This window comes from Rhodococcus sp. IEGM1428, from assembly GCF_050321865.1.
Taxonomy (GTDB): Bacteria; Actinomycetota; Actinomycetes; order Mycobacteriales; family Mycobacteriaceae; genus Rhodococcoides.
On sequence record NZ_JBNQFW010000002.1, the window covers coordinates 704184 to 723276 of the forward strand.

At 59.5% G+C, this 19093-nt stretch carries 22 protein-coding genes and 1 tRNA gene; 10 read left to right on the forward strand and 13 right to left on the reverse strand.

Annotation, left to right across the window (positions count from 1 at the left end; translation table 11 throughout):
- Window positions 1-28: 28 nt before the first annotated feature.
- The gene (locus ACQR3T_RS11845) at window positions 29-1018 is read right to left on the reverse strand and encodes an NAD(P)H-quinone oxidoreductase (protein WP_428693523.1); all 990 of its coding nucleotides are present in this window, start codon (window positions 1016-1018) and stop codon (window positions 29-31) included.
- 147 nt (window positions 1019-1165) lie between these two features.
- On the reverse strand, window positions 1166-2200 hold the full coding sequence (mgrA, locus tag ACQR3T_RS11850) for an L-glyceraldehyde 3-phosphate reductase (protein ID WP_428693524.1): 1035 nt from the start codon (window positions 2198-2200) through the stop codon (window positions 1166-1168).
- Window positions 2201-2277: 77 nt separating this feature from the next.
- On the opposite strand from mgrA, the gene ACQR3T_RS11855 reads away from it, so the two are divergent.
- Together ACQR3T_RS11855 and ACQR3T_RS11860 are read left to right on the forward strand one after the other, a co-directional pair.
- On the forward strand, window positions 2278-2790 hold the full coding sequence (locus ACQR3T_RS11855; RefSeq protein WP_428693525.1) for a MarR family winged helix-turn-helix transcriptional regulator: 513 nt from the start codon (window positions 2278-2280) through the stop codon (window positions 2788-2790).
- A 45-nt stretch (window positions 2791-2835) separates the two neighbouring features.
- Window positions 2836-2925: transfer RNA gene (locus ACQR3T_RS11860), tRNA-Ser, on the forward strand.
- A gap of 35 nt (window positions 2926-2960) precedes the next feature.
- Here ACQR3T_RS11860 and ACQR3T_RS11865 read toward each other — a convergent pair.
- A complete protein-coding gene (locus ACQR3T_RS11865) occupies window positions 2961-4103 on the reverse strand; it encodes a tyrosine-type recombinase/integrase (protein WP_428693526.1) in 1143 nt (380 codons plus the stop codon).
- On the reverse strand, window positions 4087-4758 hold the full coding sequence (locus ACQR3T_RS11870) for a helix-turn-helix domain-containing protein (RefSeq protein WP_428693527.1): 672 nt from the start codon (window positions 4756-4758) through the stop codon (window positions 4087-4089). Before ACQR3T_RS11870 ends, ACQR3T_RS11865 begins: the two co-directional genes overlap by 17 nt.
- Window positions 4759-4857: 99 nt before the next feature.
- Between ACQR3T_RS11870 and ACQR3T_RS11875 the strand changes: the two genes are divergently transcribed.
- From ACQR3T_RS11875 to ACQR3T_RS11890, 4 genes are all read left to right on the forward strand, one after another.
- On the forward strand, window positions 4858-5073 hold the full coding sequence (locus tag ACQR3T_RS11875; RefSeq protein ID WP_428693528.1) for a helix-turn-helix domain-containing protein: 216 nt from the start codon (window positions 4858-4860) through the stop codon (window positions 5071-5073).
- Between the two features lie 79 nt (window positions 5074-5152).
- A complete protein-coding gene (locus ACQR3T_RS11880) occupies window positions 5153-5695 on the forward strand; it encodes a hypothetical protein (protein WP_428693529.1) in 543 nt (180 codons plus the stop codon).
- 5 nt (window positions 5696-5700) lie between these two features.
- Complete coding sequence (locus tag ACQR3T_RS11885; RefSeq protein WP_428693530.1) at window positions 5701-6243, forward strand: bifunctional DNA primase/polymerase; 543 nt, start codon at window positions 5701-5703, stop codon at window positions 6241-6243.
- A gap of 534 nt (window positions 6244-6777) precedes the next feature.
- Window positions 6778-7206, forward strand: coding sequence for a very short patch repair endonuclease (locus tag ACQR3T_RS11890; protein WP_428693531.1), 429 nt, complete (start codon window positions 6778-6780; stop codon window positions 7204-7206).
- Here ACQR3T_RS11890 and ACQR3T_RS11895 read toward each other — a convergent pair.
- The 3 genes from ACQR3T_RS11895 to ACQR3T_RS11905 form a co-directional block, all read right to left on the reverse strand.
- Window positions 7203-7517, reverse strand: coding sequence for a hypothetical protein (locus ACQR3T_RS11895; protein ID WP_428693532.1), 315 nt, complete (start codon window positions 7515-7517; stop codon window positions 7203-7205). The genes ACQR3T_RS11890 and ACQR3T_RS11895 overlap by 4 nt on opposite strands.
- 46 nt (window positions 7518-7563) lie before the next feature.
- Entirely contained in the window at window positions 7564-8832 is a 1269-nt protein-coding gene (locus ACQR3T_RS11900; RefSeq protein WP_428693911.1) for a DNA cytosine methyltransferase, read from the reverse strand.
- Between the two features lie 85 nt (window positions 8833-8917).
- Window positions 8918-9790, reverse strand: coding sequence for a hypothetical protein (locus ACQR3T_RS11905; protein WP_428693533.1), 873 nt, complete (start codon window positions 9788-9790; stop codon window positions 8918-8920).
- A gap of 317 nt (window positions 9791-10107) precedes the next feature.
- Here ACQR3T_RS11905 and ACQR3T_RS11910 point away from each other — a divergent pair, with 317 nt between their 5' ends.
- Window positions 10108-10608: a TIGR02391 family protein gene (locus ACQR3T_RS11910; RefSeq protein WP_428693534.1), complete on the forward strand. Its 501-nt coding sequence runs from the start codon at window positions 10108-10110 to the stop codon at window positions 10606-10608.
- A 7-nt stretch (window positions 10609-10615) separates the two neighbouring features.
- On the opposite strand, the gene ACQR3T_RS11915 is transcribed toward ACQR3T_RS11910, so the two are convergent.
- Together ACQR3T_RS11915 and ACQR3T_RS11920 are read right to left on the reverse strand one after the other, a co-directional pair.
- A complete protein-coding gene (locus ACQR3T_RS11915; RefSeq protein WP_428693535.1) occupies window positions 10616-11485 on the reverse strand; it encodes a hypothetical protein in 870 nt (289 codons plus the stop codon).
- A gap of 112 nt (window positions 11486-11597) precedes the next feature.
- Window positions 11598-11786, reverse strand: a complete 189-nt coding sequence (locus ACQR3T_RS11920; RefSeq protein WP_428693912.1) for a helix-turn-helix domain-containing protein — start codon at window positions 11784-11786, stop codon at window positions 11598-11600.
- Window positions 11787-11951: 165 nt separating this feature from the next.
- On the opposite strand from ACQR3T_RS11920, the gene ACQR3T_RS11925 reads away from it, so the two are divergent.
- A complete protein-coding gene (locus tag ACQR3T_RS11925; protein ID WP_428693536.1) occupies window positions 11952-12620 on the forward strand; it encodes a hypothetical protein in 669 nt (222 codons plus the stop codon).
- A gap of 146 nt (window positions 12621-12766) precedes the next feature.
- Here ACQR3T_RS11925 and ACQR3T_RS11930 read toward each other — a convergent pair whose 3' ends face one another.
- Window positions 12767-13354: a recombinase family protein gene (locus ACQR3T_RS11930; protein ID WP_428693537.1), complete on the reverse strand. Its 588-nt coding sequence runs from the start codon at window positions 13352-13354 to the stop codon at window positions 12767-12769.
- Between the two features lie 331 nt (window positions 13355-13685).
- On the opposite strand from ACQR3T_RS11930, the gene ACQR3T_RS11935 reads away from it, so the two are divergent.
- Complete coding sequence (locus tag ACQR3T_RS11935) at window positions 13686-14168, forward strand: hypothetical protein (protein WP_428693538.1); 483 nt, start codon at window positions 13686-13688, stop codon at window positions 14166-14168.
- A 1244-nt stretch (window positions 14169-15412) separates the two neighbouring features.
- Here the strand turns inward: ACQR3T_RS11935 and ACQR3T_RS11940 are convergent.
- The 3 genes from ACQR3T_RS11940 to ACQR3T_RS11950 are packed head-to-tail and all read right to left on the reverse strand — an operon-like array spanning window position 15413 to window position 17699.
- Window positions 15413-16345 (reverse strand): hypothetical protein, encoded by a 933-nt coding sequence (locus tag ACQR3T_RS11940; RefSeq protein ID WP_428693539.1) that lies wholly within the window; start codon window positions 16343-16345, stop codon window positions 15413-15415.
- Window positions 16342-17214: an OST-HTH/LOTUS domain-containing protein gene (locus tag ACQR3T_RS11945; RefSeq protein ID WP_428693540.1), complete on the reverse strand. Its 873-nt coding sequence runs from the start codon at window positions 17212-17214 to the stop codon at window positions 16342-16344. Before ACQR3T_RS11945 ends, ACQR3T_RS11940 begins: the two co-directional genes overlap by 4 nt.
- A 35-nt stretch (window positions 17215-17249) precedes the next feature.
- Complete coding sequence (locus ACQR3T_RS11950; RefSeq protein ID WP_428693541.1) at window positions 17250-17699, reverse strand: Panacea domain-containing protein; 450 nt, start codon at window positions 17697-17699, stop codon at window positions 17250-17252.
- Between the two features lie 533 nt (window positions 17700-18232).
- Here ACQR3T_RS11950 and ACQR3T_RS11955 point away from each other — a divergent pair.
- Window positions 18233-19045 carry a formate/nitrite transporter family protein gene (locus ACQR3T_RS11955; protein WP_428693542.1) on the forward strand — a complete coding sequence of 271 codons (813 nt, stop codon included), beginning with the start codon at window positions 18233-18235 and terminating at the stop codon, window positions 19043-19045.
- Window positions 19046-19093: the final 48 nt, after the last annotated feature.

A 19093-nucleotide genomic window follows, 5' to 3' on the forward strand; every position in this document is an offset into this window, starting at 1 on the left:
GAGGTTCCGCTCACGACCTCAGACGCAATCACTGGACTCGCAGGATCACTTTCCCGATCGTCTCGGCCTCGTCGAGCATTCGATGTCCCTGCGCCGCTTCGGTTATCGGGATTTCGGCGTGCACGACGGCAGTGACGCGTCCCTCGGAGATCAGCGGCCACAGGTGCTCCGTCATGTCCGCGACGATGTTGGCCTTGCTCGACGGTCCGGTCTCGGGGCGCCCGCGCAACCCGGCAGCGTGAACCGATCCGCGCTTGGCGAGGAGTTTGCCGAAGTTCAGCTCTCCCTTCACGCCGCCCTGCATCCCGATGGTGACGACGGTGCCGTCCATGGCCAGGGCGTCGAGATTTCGATCGAGGTACTTCGCTCCCATGTTGTCCAGGATCAGGTCGGCTCCGTGGTCTTTTGTCTGTGAACGAATCTCGGTGACGAAGTCCTGGTTCTTGTAGTCGATGAGGATGTCCGCACCGAGATCGGCGCACATGTCCAGCTTGTACTTCGAGCCGGCGGTGACCGCGACGGTGACGCCCATCTGCTTGGCCACTTGGATTGCGTGCGTACCGATTCCGCTACCACCACCGTGGATGAGCAATACCTGGCCCGAGCGCATGTGTCCGTCCATCACCAGGTTGGACCACACTGTGGATGCGACCTCCGGAAGTGCCGCCGCCACATGCAGATCGAGCCCCTGCGGAATCGGAAACAGCTGAGTGGCGGGCACCGCGACCTGCTCTGCATAGCCACCCCCGGCCAACAGTGCGCAGACTCTGTCGCCCACGTTCCAACCGCTGACGCCTTCGCCGAGTTCGGAGATGATGCCCGAGCATTCGAGGCCGAGAATGTCGCTGGCACCCGGGGGCGGCGGATAGTTGCCTTGACGCTGCATCAGATCGGCACGGTTGATGGCCGTGGCCGAGACGTCGACGATCACCTGCCCGCGGCTCGGACGTGGGTCGGGAACCTCGGTCCATTCCATGACGTCGGGGTCGCCGAATTCTTTGAGTGTGATGGCACGCATGTCTCCATAGTGCGCCTCCGGCGGCAGGAGTGGAGCCTGCGGAACGACCCAGATGGGCAGTGGTGCGGTTAAGTGCCCCAGGAGCACTCCGGAGTGGAGCCTGCGGAACGACCCACAGGCAGAGTCGCACCACTGCCGCAGGCACTCCTACAGGTCCCAGAGGTTGATTCCGAAGTCCTCGGCGTGCTGGTCGATCTGGGCCAGCTCGTCGTCGGTGAAGTTGAGGTTGTCCAGCGCAGCCACGTTGTTCTCCAGCTGTTCGACGCTCGATGCGCCGATCAGGACGGACGTCACCCGCGGGTCGCGCAGGGCCCAGCTCAGCGCGAGCTGTGCGAGGGATTGACCGCGGGCGGCGGCGATGTCGTTCAATGCCCGAAGGTGTCCGACGTGGTCGTCGGTGAGCCAATCCGGGTTCAACGACTTACCTTGTGCTGCACGCGAATCCGCAGGAATACCGTCGAGGTACCTGTCGGTGAGCATGCCCTGCGCCAAGGGGGAGAACGCGATGACGCCTGCGCCGATCGCGTCGAGTGTGCCGAGAAGTTCGGGCTCGATCCAGCGATTGACCATCGAATAGCTGGGCTGGTGAATCAGCAGTGGAACACCCGCGTCGGCGAGCAGATCCGCCATCTTCTGCGTCCCCTCGGGCTTGTAGGAGCTGATGCCCGCGTACAGGGCCTTGCCCTGCTGAACCGCGCTGATCAGCGCGCCCGCGGTTTCCTCGATCGGGGTGTCGTGGTCGGGTCGGTGGCTGTAGAAGATGTCGACGTGGTCCAGGCGCATGCGCGTCAACGATTGGTCCAGCGACGAGAGCAAATATTTTCGAGAACCACCGAACCCGTAAGGGCCTGGCCACATGTCCCAGCCGGCTTTGCTCGAAATGATCAGCTCGTCGCGATAGCCGGCGAAATCCTCCGAGAAGATGCGACCGAAATTCTTCTCCGCACTGCCGTAGGGCGGGCCGTAGTTGTTGGCCAGATCGAAGTGCGTGATCCCCAGATCGAAGGCGCGACGCAGGATCGCGCGCTGGTTCATCACTGGAACGTCGTCGCCGAAGTTGTGCCACAGTCCCAACGAGATCGCCGGGAGCTTCGGTCCGCGTGATCCCACTTGCCGAAAGTGCATGGACTCGTATCTGTCGGCTGCGGCAACGTACGGCGGTTCGATATTGGGATCTGTCATAACTCGACCATAGGTCTCGGACTCGAATCGAACATTCAACCAGTGCAAGCTACTCGTCGGTAGATTTCTTGCCTAAGATGTCACGGGTGACAGCCGAACTAGCCATTGGTTCCGGGGGGGACCCGCAGTGGCTCGACACTGCGGAAATGAAAGCATGGCGCGCCTACATGGACGGCGGGCAACGATTGATGGGGGTACTGAACAAGGATCTGCAGGATGGCCACGATCTGTCGATGGCGGAATACCGCATCCTGGTGATGTTGTCCGAATCGGTCGACGGCTCGGTTCGAATGAGCGAGCTGGCCGACGGTGTCCTGTCTTCGAGAAGTCGCCTGACGCATCAGATCAGGCGAATGGAAGTTCAGGACATGGTCACTCGCAGTACCTGCGTCGACGACGGCAGAGGTGTGCTCGCGGTGATCACCGAGGAGGGCCGTCGACGATTGGCGGAGGCGGCACCCACCCATGTGCGCAGTGTGCGCCGGCATCTCGTCGATCTGCTCTCTCCAGAGGAACTCGTGGTGCTCGGCACCATCTTCGAGAAGGTCGACGCAGCGATGGACACCTCGGTTGCGGCACCGCGACGATGAGGGGCGATTGGGACTCGGGCCGCCGAGCCGTTTAAGATCGCACACGGAAGCGTGGCAGAGCGGCCCAATGCACTCGCCTTGAAAGCGAGAGACGTGTAAAAGCGTCCGGGGGTTCAAATCCCTCCGCTTCCGCCAATAGGCAAGGCCCTGACCGCACCGAATCGTGCAGGTCAGGGCCCTTTCTCTGTCCCGGTCTCGGCATCTGTTGATTGATCTGCCCACACTCTGCCCACAACCTGCGCGGACATCGCACGATCTAGAGCTACCGCCACGGCGTCCAGATCGTCATCGAAGAGGTCTGCATAGACATCGAGTGTCATCGCTGCGGACGCATGTCCGAGCATCCGCTGAAGCGCCTTCACGTTCACACCGGCGCTGATCGACAGGCTCGCCGCCGTATGTCGAAGGTCGTGAGGCGTAAGCCGGGGCACCCCCGACGTGACGACCGCTCGTGTAAACCAACCCGTGGACGATACCGATCGCCGAAGATAGTCACCATTGCGTCCGGAGAACACGAGATCATCTCGACCTTTGCCTACGCATATTTGCGCAAGCTCACCCACGAGAAATGCAGGCACCGGGACTGCTCTCGTCTTGTGTGATTTCGGTGTTCCGACGTGAATCTTGTTGTCTACCTGCACTGCATTATCAACAACGTTCAGGCGCTTGCGGAGGAGATCGAGGTGACGCACACGCAGTCCGATTGCCTCACCCCATCGAATGCCGCAGTATGCCAGAACGAACACGAGCACGCGGTGCTGACCGGATGCGGCCGCAAGCTCGTGTACTTCGGTGTGGGACAGATAGACATGTGATTTCCTCTGCTTCCGGGGAAGGTTCTCGACACCGCGTGCCGGGTTTTTCGCAAGTCGCTTCGCCTTGACGGCTGAGTCCAGCACTCCGGCCAGTACGCCGTAGGCGCGGATCACAACGGTGGCACCCTTACCAGCGCGTCCTAGATCGGCGATCCACCGCTCGACAGAATCAAGCGTGATGTCCGCCAGCCGCGTGGTGCCCCATCGGGGGCTGACGTGAACGCGCCACGCAGTCTCGATTGACTTGTAAGCGGACGGTTTTAGGTCAGATTCCTTGCGCGACAACCATTGCGGGCCGAACTCACTGACGGTAATCCTGCCCAGCCCCGGCGGAACATACTCGCCGCGCATCATCTCAACCTCGACTGTTGAGAGGAATGCGAGTGCGTCGCGCTTGGTCTTGAACCCGCGCTTGTCGGTCTGTCTGCGGTCGGGGGTGCGGTACCGAACTCGATAACGTTTCCCTGCGGCGGTGGTGTAGCTATCGACTGTCGCCATGGTGGCGAATCTCCTGATTCAGTTCATCTTTGAGCTCACGGGTAATGCGTCCACGTTTTTGGGGATTCGCATGTGCACCGGCCCTTGCGTCCCTCTCAGACGCGAATGCGCGGCCCCAGAGCTTCGCTGACAGAACTGCGAGACGGATCGGACTGATGTCCATCCCGTCGCTAATGCGTGCTTCTGTCTCTCCGAACGTTGCGTGTATCTGCTCGACAAGCTGTGGGTCGACGCCATCTGCGTCGCTGAGCGCTTCCAAGTCGTAGGCAACGCCTGAACCGCCCAGCCTCAGCCGCAGGGGGCCAATGACCTTGGTCGTCGGCAGTTCGGCAGGCTTTCCAAAGAACCAGGACCGCAGTTTGTCGGACGCGACCCCGAGTGATGGGTTGACTTCGACTGGCAGGTCAGAGATGAGCAAGTCGCCCAAGGTGACTGACTCATGAAGTAGGTCGTTAAGGGCGACAGTCAGCGCGATAACGGTGGGCAAGGTAGCTGCGACTCGACCGCCTTCCATGTCCGCGACTCTGCTCGGCGACCACCGCAGTCCTCTTCTCCGCGCAACCACTGAGACAGCTTCCAATGTCCAGCCTGACTCCGTTCTCAGCCGCTTCAGGTTGCTTCCGACCACGTTCGACAACGATTGAGCGTCGTTCATTCGCCACATGCTACTTGAAAGCCAGATAGTTGACATTGCGGATTGTTTGATCCCATACTTTGTCTATCAACGTGAAATCACGAGAGTTGAGGACTGAAGATGGCGTTTGGATCAGGACACGCGACCGTGGAGGAGATGGCGCAGATGTTGAAGGTGACGCCTACCCAGCTCGCACAGCTGCGGTACAAGGGCGGCGGACCGCCATTTTTGAGGCTTGGCAGGCAGATTCGATACCCGCTGGACAAGTTCGACGCGTGGGAAAAGGACAGCATCCTTGTCCGCACCGATACGCGACTTATCCAGGCAGAGCGCTAACGACCGCAATCGTCATACGGGTGGGCATCGATCAGGACTCCACCCAAGACCCCAGCTATCTCACAGGAAAGACGGACCGATGACCGACGAAGGCAAGTCAAACAGGGACAGGGTGCAATGGATGGGAGGCGTGGCCGCAGACAACTGGCCGCCGACTGCGTTGTGCGACTTCATGGATGAAGCAGAGTACGACGTGTACATCCCGCTTGAGATGCTTCGAAATCTCCTCAAGCGGGTGCATGAGGAAGATCTCTCGATCGACAACGCGGAGCTCATGAGCGCCTTCGGCGACGTGTACGACGAAGGCGTCGTTGCGCGCATCGACGAAACGAATATCACCCAGTTCGTTGAGAATGCACGGGTCGAAGTCAACGAACGTCTGGCGGAGGTGGCTGGTCGGTCAATTGATCGCCTGCTACGCGCTGCTGTGCGCTCCCGCCGCATGTTTACCGCCTCGCAGGTCTATCGCGCCCTCACGCCCGAAATGCATTTTCGCGGACAGATTGGCAGGATTGTTTCCGCTCTTGACCGAGCCGGGTTAATAGAAGTGGCTGGGGTTGCAAGAGCAGGCTTTCCGGCAGACTCTGGCCGTCCGGCCATTGTGTGGGTAGCCAGTCAATGATTGACATGAGTGCATGGGCGCATCGGTACATCAGGGATGGCTTCGAGGTCGTATGTTTGCGACCAGGGTCGATGTGTCCGCAGTCGGCCAGGGGTGTTCACTCTGCGACTCGAAGCCACGACGTGGTCACCAAACTGTGGTCAGAGACGCCGACGGCAAATATTGGCCTACGTGTCCCAGTCGGCCATGTGCTCCTGCAAGTTGATACGACCCAGGGTGGGTCGGTGTGGCATCTGAAGAAGCTCGGGGCGACCATGAGCTCCAAAACTGCCGCGAATACGTGGGAGTTCCTCTACAAGGCCCCGGGACTGCGGTTGTGCCCCGGCAACAAGGAGGGCTCGATCCGAATGCAAGGTCGGAACGCTATTCTCGTTGCCGAACCTAGCACCCTCAAGTCCGGCGGCAGATACCAGTGGTTTGACTTGCGTCGGCCCGTCGCACCGCCCCTGAGCTACTTCGCTGAGCTCGGTCTGGCTGTTGATCTACCTGAATGCGGACCGGCTCTGAAGGATCACTTGCATGCGGATGCTGGCTCGCCCATGGCTTAGATTGATAGTCAGGATACGTTGTCCTAGTACAGTATTGGTACATATAGGCCTCAGTAACGAGTAAAAGCATTCCGGTACAAAGAAAGACCTCGGGTTATTCTCCCGATCGCAAGTCGGAAGCCCGAGGTCTTCTAAGTTGAACGCGCAGACCACACGCTATCAGTGGTATCGGCCTAACCCGCCGAGTCGTCCCCGGTCAGAGCGGGATTGCTTTTGCATGGTTTGTAGGCCATGCCCGCGATGACGGACGTGATGAGTCCAAGGCAGACCCGGCATCACCAGTGGAGCTGATTTAAGCTCGTATCGTCATCATCTTCCGGTCCTGGGGCGAGCGAATAATACCCGTAGCCCAACAGTGAAGTCCCCGTACTGCCAAGGGATATTCGGAGCTGTTCCTGTTCTACAGGGACAGCTCCAGAACCCCACCTACGCCGGGATGAAGAGATTCGAGGGGAGTTGCCAGCAATAGGTCTGCGGCCACTGATGCCTTCGACCGGGGAGCTCACGGGCGCATGATCTCAGTACCCTGGCAACATGCTGGAAGACTCTGTGATCCCCGAATCGGGAATTGCTAGCGATGTTCGGTCCCGCATGATGCGTGCGGTGAAACGCACTGACACCAAGCCTGAGATTGCCGTCCGATCTGCCCTCCATCAAAGGGGATACCGCTTTAGGAAAGACTTCCCGATCCGCGTCGATGGCAGAGTCATTCGTCCTGACGTGGTCTTCACCCGTCAGAGGATCGCGGTGTTCGTTGATGGTTGCTTTTGGCACGTGTGCCCTCTGCACTGTAGAAGACCCAGGACCAATACAGAGTTCTGGTCGCAAAAGCTCGGACGCAACCAGCAGCGTGATCGTGAACAGGATGCCGCGCTGGAGAAAGCGGGGTGGGTCGTGGTTCGAATCTGGGAGCACCAGACAATCGATTCTGCCGTGAGCGACGTGGTCGCTGTAGTCCGCTAGCTACCGATCGGCGGTTGGCCTTCAGGGGTCAGCAGGCCGCGGTCCTTGGCTTGGCTCCAGGCCTGTGCGAGCATCCTGTTGCGGTCCACCGGGGGCATCGAGCAGACATACCTCTCCCGCGTCTTGGACGTTCCGTGTTCGAGCCAGCGCAGGTAGGCGTAGACCTTGTAGCCCTTCCGGCCAGGTGGAGGCCGCAGAGCGATACTTGCTGTTGCCTGATGACCGTCAGCGCACGTTACGAGCCGGTTGGAGCTCCCCCCGGCTGCCTCGTCTTGCTCTATGCGGCGGGCAGCCTGTGACAGTCCCGCCACGGGTTTCCAAATCGCATCGAAATCACCGCCTGACCCAACGTAAAGCTCATCCATGGGTTGCGACCCCGCCCCCTGATTTGGCTCGTAGCGCACTGACTACTGAGTCCGCTACCGCTCGACCCAATCGCACCGGCACGGCGTTGCCCAGCTGACGCATTTGCTCGCCCCGAGGGCCCTCGAGCTTCCATGTGTCTGGGAACGTCATGATTCGAGCTGTCTCTCGGACCGTGAGGTATCGAATCGTGCCGTCGTCCTTTCTGAGAACACTTTCGCCGCCCGGTACACCGTGGACGCCTGCCTTCACCGTTTTGGCTGGCTTGTCCAACTCGTTGGGAGTGTGGCCAGCGTAAATCCTAGCTCCAGGGTGACCGCGATGATGGAGCCAAACCGAAGACTCGACGCCTTCAATGGGTTCGGGTAGGTCGTGAATTGCGTCGCGAAGTGTCTGCCAGCGGATCAAGTCGCCGTCGGGATCGGATGAAGGGATCGCCTTGGTCGGATCGTGTGGGAGATGGTGTTCGTCCCAGTACGACCCGTCGACCTGCGCCTGTCGCAGGGCTTGGCGACTGTGTGTGGCTTCAGGAAAGCTCCATTCAAGAGCTTCGTCCTGACGGATGCCTACAACAAACACGCGCCACCGCACCTGCGGGACCCCGTAGTCTGCGGCGTTTACGACGTGGGCCTCAACGTCGTACCGTTCTGATGGATCACCCGCTCGCCGAAGTGCTTTCACCAGTCTCTTATCGTGGTCTTCCCACGATTCGCTGGTGCGGCGCGACTCGAAAGGGGCTCGGAGGGACCTCAAAACGTACTGCCAGTACGGCGCAAACGATGGTCGCGTCAGACCCTTGACGTTTTCGCCGAGCAGAACTCGTGGCCTGGTTTCGCGTACTACGCGCTCGAAGTCTGGCCACAGGTTTCGCTCGTCGAGGTGGCCCTTGTGCGCTCCCCCCAAGGAAAATGGTTGACACGGAACCCCACCCGCGACCACATCCACCTTTCCGGACCATCCGCTGAAGCTGATCTCCCGGACGTCGCCCTCCAGTAGGGGCCATTTTTTCGCCTTGGCGGCGGCGGCGGCGGTCGGCACACCTGACATCCTCGTGCCCGGTCGCGCAACGTCGATTGCCTCGTTCGAGCGCAGGGTCTCACAGGCGCGCTTGGCGAACTCATTTACGGCCAGGTGCTTAAACCCGGCCTGATGCATTGCAATCGCCAATCCACCACCACCAGTGAAGAGCTCGATGCTCGTGGCAGTTGTTGTCGGCTTGATCGCCCGAGCTTTTCGCTGGCCGGTCTGTGGCTCCATGGTCATCGTCACTCTGCAATAGTACCGCAGGCCCGCGGTAAGGTGAAGGGTCTTGGAAGGTCGTTGAGGCAATATGCGGTGGCGGGCGCGGTCAGCCGTCGTCTGAATCTGTCGTCAACCTGTCCCATTCCTCGTTCTCGTCGGTCGACGGGCCTTGTTCGGCGGCACCTGCTCTTGCAATCAGTTTCCCGCTCTCGTTTCGCCAGATGGAGATGGCGCTGGGGTATCGGTCCGGGTCCTTCTCTGGATACACAATGACGTAGCCCGGTAGGGCGGTTGCTTGCCATCCGGACGGGAGGTTCGTCACCAGCAGTTCCAACCAATCCGCCAACTTCAGAGGGCCCGCAGGGATTGTGAGCCCTGCTTTCCGAAGTACATCTGGCCGGGCATTGTCGTAGCGCAGAAGGTAGGGGAGCTGCTCCTTGAGCTTGGTTAGAAGCGTAAGTGCATCGCTGCTGCCGATGATGTGGTCGTCCATGCTCAGCTCAAGGCTCAAGTTGATGGGGAAAAGGGCATCGAAGTGATTGGCCTTGATCCTTGATGTGTCGCGCTGCTTACCCGGATCGTTGTTGCCAAAGCCGTTGGTGTTCCATGGAGCTCCTCCATCCGTTCGGTACGCCTTGATCAGCATCTTCTCGGGCGCTGAAGCCTCAAGATCCTCGTCTACGTACAGGCAGATGAAAGTAAGTCGGTTCGCAAAACCAGACCGTCCGGACAGTTTTCGTAGGTGTTTACCGAGTCGGGCAGTGAGGGAGCGCGAAGCCTTGCCCACGTAAACTCGTTCACCGTCCAGGAATAGGGCATACACGCCAGGCCGATTTTGTAGCTCCGATATGGCCTGGGATGTCAGGGTGGCCGGCGTCAAAGTCTCTAGTGCCCGTTGCAACTGATCTGCAAGCGCACGAGTGATGGAAAGCTTGAAGTCGGCGTCCGGTCTGGGGTTGGGGGTCTGGTTGGAGGCCACAGCTTAAAACTATCGGTTTGCGAAAGTGGTCGTGTCTCGACCTAGACCATCGGCGCGTTCGAGGCGGTTTCGTGACCGACCAGGACGTCGCTGCTTGGCCCCGCTGCCTTGGCTACTCTCTGGGCATGCGACCTGAGTTGGCGATAGTCAAGCTGCGTGAGCTCGTTGCGATGACTCCGAGTGTGGGTTCCGGAAGTGGGCCCACCTCGCCTCAGTGGCGGGCGAATGTTTGCGAAGTGATCCGACGGTCCCTTGGTCCAGATCACCACCTCATCAGGAGAATAGAACGTGTTCGCTCGGACAGCACGCAAGGAGTGGTGGCAGCTACGGCGAGATACGCTGAATCTGCTATTTACGCGCTTGAGCTGGGGCTTGAGATAGACGAACCGCTCGACGAGAGCAGTTTCGATAGCGAACTGTGGGCCCATGTGCGAGCGCTTGTCGAGGACGGTGACTGGGGCAAGGTTGCGACGCAAGCGGCAGTCTTCACTGAGGACAAAGTTCGTCGATGGTCTGCGCAAGGCTCGGATGCTGTGGGGAAGGGACTCTTCGGCCAAGCTCTGGCTGACGCTGGACCCCTCCGGCTGGGCGCGATGCGGGGGGAGTGGGAAGGTTGGCGAGCCTTGGGGACCGGATTCGTGCAGGCCGCAGGTAACGTCGATCGACACCATGTTCAGCATCGTTCCGACCTGCAACGTTATGCGGTGGGCGTCCTAGGCTTGGCGAGCCTGCTGCTGACACAGATGCGTCATGAACACCCTGAGCTGATCGAGCAGCAAGAAAGCCTGTCGCGGACTGATCGTTCCCGGCACGGGTGATTGTTGGCTACGAGCCGTCATCCCAATCTTCGGGGTCGTGAGTCTTGGACGCCTTGAGCGGGCTGTCATCGACCTGTGCCATGCCTTCGACTTCGACTACTCCGACTTCGGTACTTCTCCAGTATCTCAAGGCACTCTTGTACACGTCGGGGTTGTCCTCCGTGTAGAGGATGACATGCCCAGGCAACGCAGTCGCCTGCCAGCCAGCAGGCAGCGGAGTGAGGACCGAACGCAGCCAGCACGCCAGGCTCGATCCTTCGGCGGGGATTTCGACGATGTGTTCGTCGAGGATGCTCATGGCACTTCGATTGTCGCGATCGAAACGCAGCAGGAATGGCAGGGCAGCTTTCAACGCCGTCGCGACAGCGTGCGCGGACACCTTTGTCTCGCTGAAACCGCAGGTGACGGGCGTGTTCACGTCAATCGGGTAAAGGGCATCGAAGTGCCCTTTCTTGATCAAGGTAGCGTCTCGCCGTCTTCCCACGTCCTTGCCGCCGATGCCGCTATTGTTCCAGCGGGCCTTGCCGAGGGGCTTATACCGTGCGATCAGCATCTTTTCTGGTGCCGACGCTTCCAGGTCCTCCCCGACATAGAGAAAAGTGAACGCAAGGTTCCCGACGATGCGACGTCCGCGCAATTTAGCGAGGTGGTTCCGCAGTCTGGTCGGGACTCCCTTGGATGCCTTGCCCACATACACCTGCACTCCATCGAGCCAGAGTGCATACACGCCCGGTTCGTTCCGAACTTTTGAAATTTGCTCTTCTGACAGGGGTCGGGGAACGCGTCTATTCAGCGCTTCCATCAACTGATCGCCGAGTGCCCGGGTTATGGAAAGGACGAAGTAGTCATCGGATAGACCTGAGGGTTTGCGTGCCACCGCAGCAGACTAGTTGGAGGATGGGCCTCGTAGGTGCGTGGTGGACCTTCGAGCCTCGCTCAGGCGAAGGCCTGATGCTTCTGGTGGCCCGTGGTCGAAGCGATCGTCATTGTCACTGAGCCAGGGACTGGACGATCGCTGCTGCGTCGGTGCCGAGTGCTCGTGCAACGTGTTGGAGCTCGATTACATCTAGCCGACGTTCGCCCGACTCGTACTTACTTACGAATGATTGTGGGACGCCGAGGGTGGCAGCGACGCTGACTTGCGTCAGTCCTGCATCGACCCTCAGCTTTCTGAGCATCAGGCAGAGCTGCCTGTACTCGTCTGAGTAGATCGACTTCTCCACCCTGATAGGGCATCGCTGTGGCCCTGGATATCCCAAGTTAGGATATTTTGGACTGCCCGTCCGGAGCCGCAAGAGTCCGTCGGATTACACGCCAAGCTTTGCTTTGAGGAGAGTCAATCCATGGCATCAACATTTCGCGCCAGATTCACCAGAGGTCCAGTGCTACTGGGACTGGCGATCCTCGTTGTCGCTCTGGTTGCCTTAGCCGGCGTCATCACCTATCGGGCGTTTGGTGCTGAGTCAGTAAAGGCCAAGCCAGACCTGTCGGCGTTCCCTGTGACTCTGAGCTGTCAGATCGAGCCCTACTCTGCGCCAGACTCCGACTTCGGTGAAACCAACCAGCAGCCTGCCTATCTTGCCCAAAGTGCCACTGCTGCGAAGGTCGACGATGGCGTCATCGTCTTGTCTGTCGGCTTCAGCGGAATTCTTCCTGGAGGAGTCCGACAGGCCACATCGTCCAGTCTCGGGACTTTTCTGGTGGGCAGTGACTTCGGCATCACGGTGCTACTGCAGGGCGAAGACGGCCCGTCGATCTCAATCGATCGAGACACAGGCTCTGCGTCGGCCTGGTCGTTCTCCGAAACAACGGAAGAAGGGACCCGTGCCGTGGATTCCGCTCGTTCGTCCATCACTGTCGGGCCGCGGTCGATTGACATCGCCCTGACTCTTGATGATTTCACGCTCACCAATCCTCAAGTGACTCCCACGCTGGAAGTCAACGCGTTTGAGCTGCGTCCCCCCACGTCGAACCCGGAAGCGAAGTACTTCCCCTACCAGGTTTGTTCCTAGCGCATTGGAGGTTCGTAGTCGTAGGCGACAACTACGACCGGGTCCATTTGATACTCACTGTGCGAGTGTGTTGTAACGCTTAGGGACAGTTCTTGTACAACAGCCTCCGTCGGTCTACGCAATTAACGCCAAAGTGTCTAACACGGTCAGGGAGCAGCTGCGTCGCTCTCGACAGCCGAGGTCTGCGTGGTCAAATGCCTGAACAGGGTGGTCCTGCTTACTCCAATCACAGCGGCGATCTCGGCGAGTCCGACCCCATCGCGCCGCATCTTCTTGGCCTGGTTGAGTTTGGCCGGCGTCACCTTCGACGGACGGCCTCCGACGCGGCCTCGATCCCTTGCAGCCTTCAGGCCAACGTTGGTGCGTTCGCGAATGAGGTTGCGTTCGAACTCGGCCAGTGCGCCAAAGATCGAGAAAATCAGTTTGCCGCCCGAAGTCGTCGTGTCGATAGATTCCGTCAGTGATTTAAATCCGATGCCACGGGCCTGCAAAGAATCGACGGTCTCGAGCAGGTGGGGTAGAGACCTGCCTAGCCGGTCGAGTCTCCACACCGTCAGGGTGTCGCCTGGCCTCAGGGCATCTAGAAGCGCGTCCAGCTGAGGGCGGTTGGTAGTAGCGCCACTCGCCACGTCGGTCCAGACTCGGTAGCACCCTGCAGCGTGCAGCGCGTCCTCCTGGCTCGCCGCAGTCTGATCGGCTGTGGAGACGCGGGCGTAACCGAGCATATGTGCCATACCGACATGTTACAAAACTCATCTGTTCAGCGCAATATGAAACATAGGTTTCGGACATGAGTTCCGCAACATCTTTTTCTGGCGAAAGCCTTGGCGGAGGGTGCGAAACCGATGCGTTACAAATACGGTCGTTTTTGAACCCCCTCTCCTTGCGATCGGTTTCGCTTCGATGGGCTCGATCGCAGCTAGCGGCAGGAACTCCGCAGCTGATGTACTTTGACGGCTGTGTACAAGGGAGGGGTCTTTTGAAGTGACGGTAGCGCCTGACGCACGACCGCCAAAGGGGGTGGCTTCGTCGCCGACTGAACCCAGCGTCGAACCGTCGGATCGCTTGGCGCAAGTGATGAAGATTGGGTCGTACATACTGCTGCCACTCGCCGGGGTTTTGTTGCTCTTGTCCTTACTCTTGCAATGGGACGTGCTTACCCCGGCGCAGGCGACGATCTACACCGGCGTCGGTGTGTTAACCGGTGGTTCATTGGCATATTTGGCGAGTTGGCAGTCCCGCCAACAGGCCTCAAGCCACTTTGCGACGACCCAGCTAGAGAGTGAGCGGCACTTCGCCTTGGCGCAGAAGGATCGGGAGAAGAGTGAGGCGATCGAACGGTGCTGGGATCGATTCGTTTGGGCAGTCGAGCGCGAAGACACACTGGACCCGGAGGTCTTTGTCGGGCTGCTTGAACGTCTGGCGGACCAGAGTCAAGAGCTCGACAAAGCGCTCGCTGAGCTGATCGAGGACTATCACTTGACCTACCTTGAAGCATTGGAGCTGCGACTAAGCGGCACGCAAGACCAGAACCAGGAAGACAAATGACCAGTGTCAAGCGCACAATAGTGGTGCAGCCTTTGAGGGAGGTCTGAATGGCTCCGCGATCGGAACGCTTCGACAATCTGTCACCAGACAAGTATGAAGCCGTGGTGCGTCGTTCGGCACGGCTAGCGCAGAAGTTGGCTAGCAGGCGTGGTGTGGAGGTGCCCCCGGCTGCTCGTAGGGTTCTTGACATACCCGAAGGCCAGATTGAATCGTCGCTGGCTGAGTCATCTGCCCCGAAGAAGTCTCTGATATGGGATATCGCGAAGACCACTGACCAGCCAGGCCGCCGGTTGACAGCAACAGTCGACATTTCGGGAGGGCGCAGGTCTTTGTTGTTGGACGCTCCGTCGGAGCCCGCGTCTTCGGATGCAGTGCTCACAGCGACCTTCCCCGCCTCCCAGGTGGACATCTTTGTGATTGACGACAAGGTGGGGTCTGTCTTAGTCCCGGAAAGTGGGCGATCTTCTAATCGAAGCCCGCGACAAGGGGTCGAAACCAAGACACATGACGGACCGGGTCGAGTGTCGGCGGAGCCACAACCAGTCCCACTTATTGAGACGGTTTCGTCTCCTGGAGCGACCTATGGCTCAGCTTTGCAGGAGATGATGACCCTGGTGAGGCAGACAAAGCTAAAAAAGGGCGAGCAGCTGACGCTGGGCGCGGGCATCAGACGCCGCATGGGTCGTCTAGGTCCGTTCGCAGCGCAGGACAAGGTTTTGCGCGCAGTGGCGTCCGAGCTCGAGCACGCCATTCAAAGGGGTGATCGACCGGATGTCGCAGGCTTGTCCCGCGTGCTTGATGGATAGCAGTTTTGCCTCGACGTCGACCTCCTGGATCATCGTTCAGGGCTGGGTCTGAAGGCAGAGGTGTTGACGCGGCTGTGCATGACTGTTTCGTCTACCCCACCGTGAGCTGCGCTGACCTGCTTATCCTTGGAGGCGGATGTGTGCAGATCCCCTTTGCATAAGTTCCAAAACGGAGCTACCATCTGGTTGTCGGCCGAGCACGCTCGCTAGCGAAGCGTGCTCCGTGGATATGGAACCTTCGGTTGTACCGGGGTTCCGCCCTCATAGTTCGCTGATAGGTGATGGAGAGCTAGATCGAGCAGGGAAAAGCTCAAAACAACAGACATCTTCCCTCACAGCTACCTCCGGCCAATGTGCAGTCACTGTTAGGTTCCGACCTTTGGGGACGTAAGACTCGATCCTTAGCTATGCCTCGCCCTTACTGGCGGGGCATTGCTGCTATCTGCGGCCCTTCCGCTTGCGAGCAGCGGTTCTGCGAGGTTTGTCGCCGATAGTGCCACTCTCACAGTCGAAAACTTTCCTTCCGTTCCGGGGGCCTGGCCGGATGTGGGCGTTGGGATGAATGTTGACGTAGTTCGTAACGCCCTCCCAGCGCTCCCAAGCGCACATTACAACTGATCTTCCCCGGCGAAGCTGAACATCCCAATGGAAGCCGATCGGGAGCGTAGTGCCCGCAACATGCAGGAGTTCCACCGTGTGCATGTCGGTCGCCGTCACCCACTGTTTGCCGTGCTTGTCAGTCCATGGCCGTAGGTCGTGGTCGGCGTCGAAGCGGGCGAGACTTCCAAGGGATTCGTAGCCGTCTAATCCGGAAAAGCAAACAGCCGGTAGCAACCTTGGCTCATCGGAGAGCGAACGGAGTTGTGGGGGATCTTCCCACCAGCTTAGGCAAGCATCGATCGACCGGCTGACCTCCTCTACCCTCGTCACCCGCTGGAACGCGGCCTTCTGACTGATGAAGTGCTCTAACAGTTGGCTGTCTTTCTTGGTGGGGACCTCAGTCGGATCGTTTTGGACCCGCGCACCACCGACCGATAGAACGACGACCCGTCTACGGTGGATTGTTTGATACAGCCGCTTGGCGTCCGACGGTTTGAGAACCGGGATGTTCTCCTCGCCGGGAGAGTTTGATTGGCTGGAAGCAAGGTCGTTCCCAAGCCGTATCCCTCGACGAGCGAGCTCAGAACGGATCGCCTGGACGATCTCGACCTGTACCTTCGACGGGTTGGGGACACGGATGACCCAAAACGAAATTGGCCAGTCGATGCCCCCTGGTACATCCCCGGTGCGGTAGCCCGGACCGAGTTCCGGCTCCTTCCAGATGTCGTCGCTGGGACCGTCTGTGGGATCAGTGTCGGTCTTGCGGGTCACCGTTGATGTACTCGCAGCACAGCCGAGGCAGGAAGCTGCAGAGTCCCCAGCTCCTCCTCCGTCATAGCGCGAACCACTGAGAGAACAAGTTGGCGCAGATCATCTTGCTCCGCCGTCCGTGCTGGAGGCCTCGCGACGACCGGTAAGCGTTGGCGTTTCGAGCCAGTCTGCGGCGTAGAGAACAAATTGTTCGGTCGCTCAAGGCCTGGTGTCTTCTCGAACCAGGTCTCGACGTGGCTTATCACCAGGCGTTTTAGCTCAGCAGCCCATTCGGCGCGGCGTTCAGGCAGTGCCTTGATCGCGCCCCTGGCGACGTTGATCCAATGGGTTGTTTGCTCGGGGCTGAGGTACTGCTCACCGAACTTCAGCCTGGCGGTGTTCAACTCGTCCCGAGTGATTGGTTGAAAACGTGTTGCGCCGACCGGAGCGATCTCTGCGCTTGCTTCGACTGCTTCACCGTTGACCCACCAGTAGCCGTACGGAGCTGTGTAATCGAGTGCTGCACGCCAAAGGTCCTGGCGTACCTGTATCCGTTCGGTATCAGCAAGGCTTGCCAACGGCAGTCTCGTAGACACCGGCACTTGTTGATCAATTAATGAAGTTGACTGGCTCGGGAAGGGCGGAGTCGCAAGCCTGATCACGAAGGGTGGCCGCTCACCTTCCACAGTGACCAGGTCCGGAAGCGATCGAATCAATCCGATGAACGAGTCGAAACCGTACTGACTCTCGTTGAAGGTCCGACCGGTGAGTGTCAAGAGTGTGTTTTTCAAGACCGCTGACGTCATGGTCGTGCCCGAACGCCCCTGACGAGCTGCGAAGTCGAACGCATTCGTGATCAGGTCTCGAAGTTCGTGTAGCGGTTCGGTCAACGAGCCCGGGCTTCTAGCCGGCAGTGGAGGCTTGTTCACGTTGAGTGGGCCTGAGACAAAGCTCGGTAGTAGTCCCGCATCACCGACGGGGAAATGACTGCGTTGCTGCGTTCACCTTCGGCGACGCTGCCTCGAGAAATCTTCCAGGGGCGCTCTCTGTGTGTCTGATCGCTCAACGCACGAGCTGACAGCGGACCGTAGGTACTAACGACGGCCCCCACCACCGCCGATTCGTTTGGGCTTAGACGCGTGGGGTCACCTTGTGGCCAGTCTGAGACCTCGAACATGCCGCGGTGGGCTCTATAAAGGGAGGTTGTGACGGGACCATTACGCCAGGCCTCGATTCGGTCATCGAACAGGGCTTGATTGGTCCAAGCTAAGTTCCAGGCCTGCGAGTAGTAGACCAGCTTTTGAAGCTTCATGGCACTCATTGGCCTGCCGTGGAACTTCAAAATTGCGGCAGCGACATCATGAACGTTGGCCACGCGTCTGTCCTCCTCTCGGTTCCGCGAATGCTACATACCTGCGTCTTCAGAATCGCAACCCTCTCCCTAGAGCACTGAATTGGCAACGGTGAAGGAACCGTGGGGCGGAACTGTTTCGCCGTCAAATCAGCGTCAGCGGGTGTTCACAAGGAAACCATCCCATGTAGAGGCCGCTCAGCCTCTAATCCCACTGGCGGCGTGTCAATCGGCGTTCTGGCGCGTCCCGTTCTGCGCTCAGGATCTGCATGGGTACCCGCGTGCGGTACCTGCCCACGTTTTGCCCACAATTAAGGGTCATCCACCAGAGTTCAGAGCGACCGAAAGACCTGCAAAAGTACTGGTCAACTAACCTGTGGCGCTTGGACCTGGGACGCCTGAAAGGGTTCAAATCCCTCCGCTTCCGCCAAATGTTCGTTATTCAAACCCGGTCCACCCGCAAGGGTGGGCCGGGTTTGTTTGCCCCGATCGAAGCTCGGACTACGACGTGGCCGACGGGCTGGTATCGATCCCGGCTCAGTGGGTACTACCTGCGAATGAGCGAAGAAGCGCGGCGCAACGACGGCGACAACGAGGGACCTCTGGAAGAGGAACTCGAGGAAAGTTTCGACGCTGTCGTCTCCGAAGGTGCCGAGCGATTGCACCGCACCGTGCGCACTGTTCTGATCACCGGATTCTTCGGCGGGCTCGAAGTTGCTCTGGGTGTGATGGCGTATCTCGCGGTGCTGGACGAGACCGACAGTCACCTACTGGCAGGCCTGGCGTTCGGCATCGGCCTGGTGGCTATTTATCTCGCCCATGGTGAGCTGTTCACCGAGGACTTCCTGATGCCGATCGCAGCAGTGGTGGCCCGCAACGGAACACCGTTGCAGCTGGCGAGGCTGTGGGTCGGGACGTTACTGGCCAATCTGTTGGGCGGTTGGTTCGTGATGTGGTTGATCGCACACGCGTTTCCGCAGTGGCTCGAGGTGTTGTCCGAGTCGGCTCATCATTTCGTCGACGCGCCACTGAATCTTCAGTCGATCTGCCTGGCTGTTCTCGGTGGCAGCACGATGACCCTGCTGACCCGCATGCAGCAGGGAACAACCTCCGACGTCGCGCGGATCATCGCCGCCATGGCGGCTGGTTTCCTTCTGGCCGGACTGCAGTTGTTCCACTCGATTCTCGATTCCCTGCTGATCTTCGGGGCCATCCACGCGGGTGCCGACGTGAGCTATGTCGCCTGGATCGAATGGTTCGGATATACGGTGCTGTTCAACATCATCGGGGGCGTCGTGTTGGTCACCGCGCTGCGCCTCGTGCGCACGAAGGAACTGGTGGAGTCCGAGCGTCACCGACATTCTGAGTAGCGCTGGGTAAGAGGAGGTTTTGGAGCCTTCTCGGTGGTAAGCGCGGTG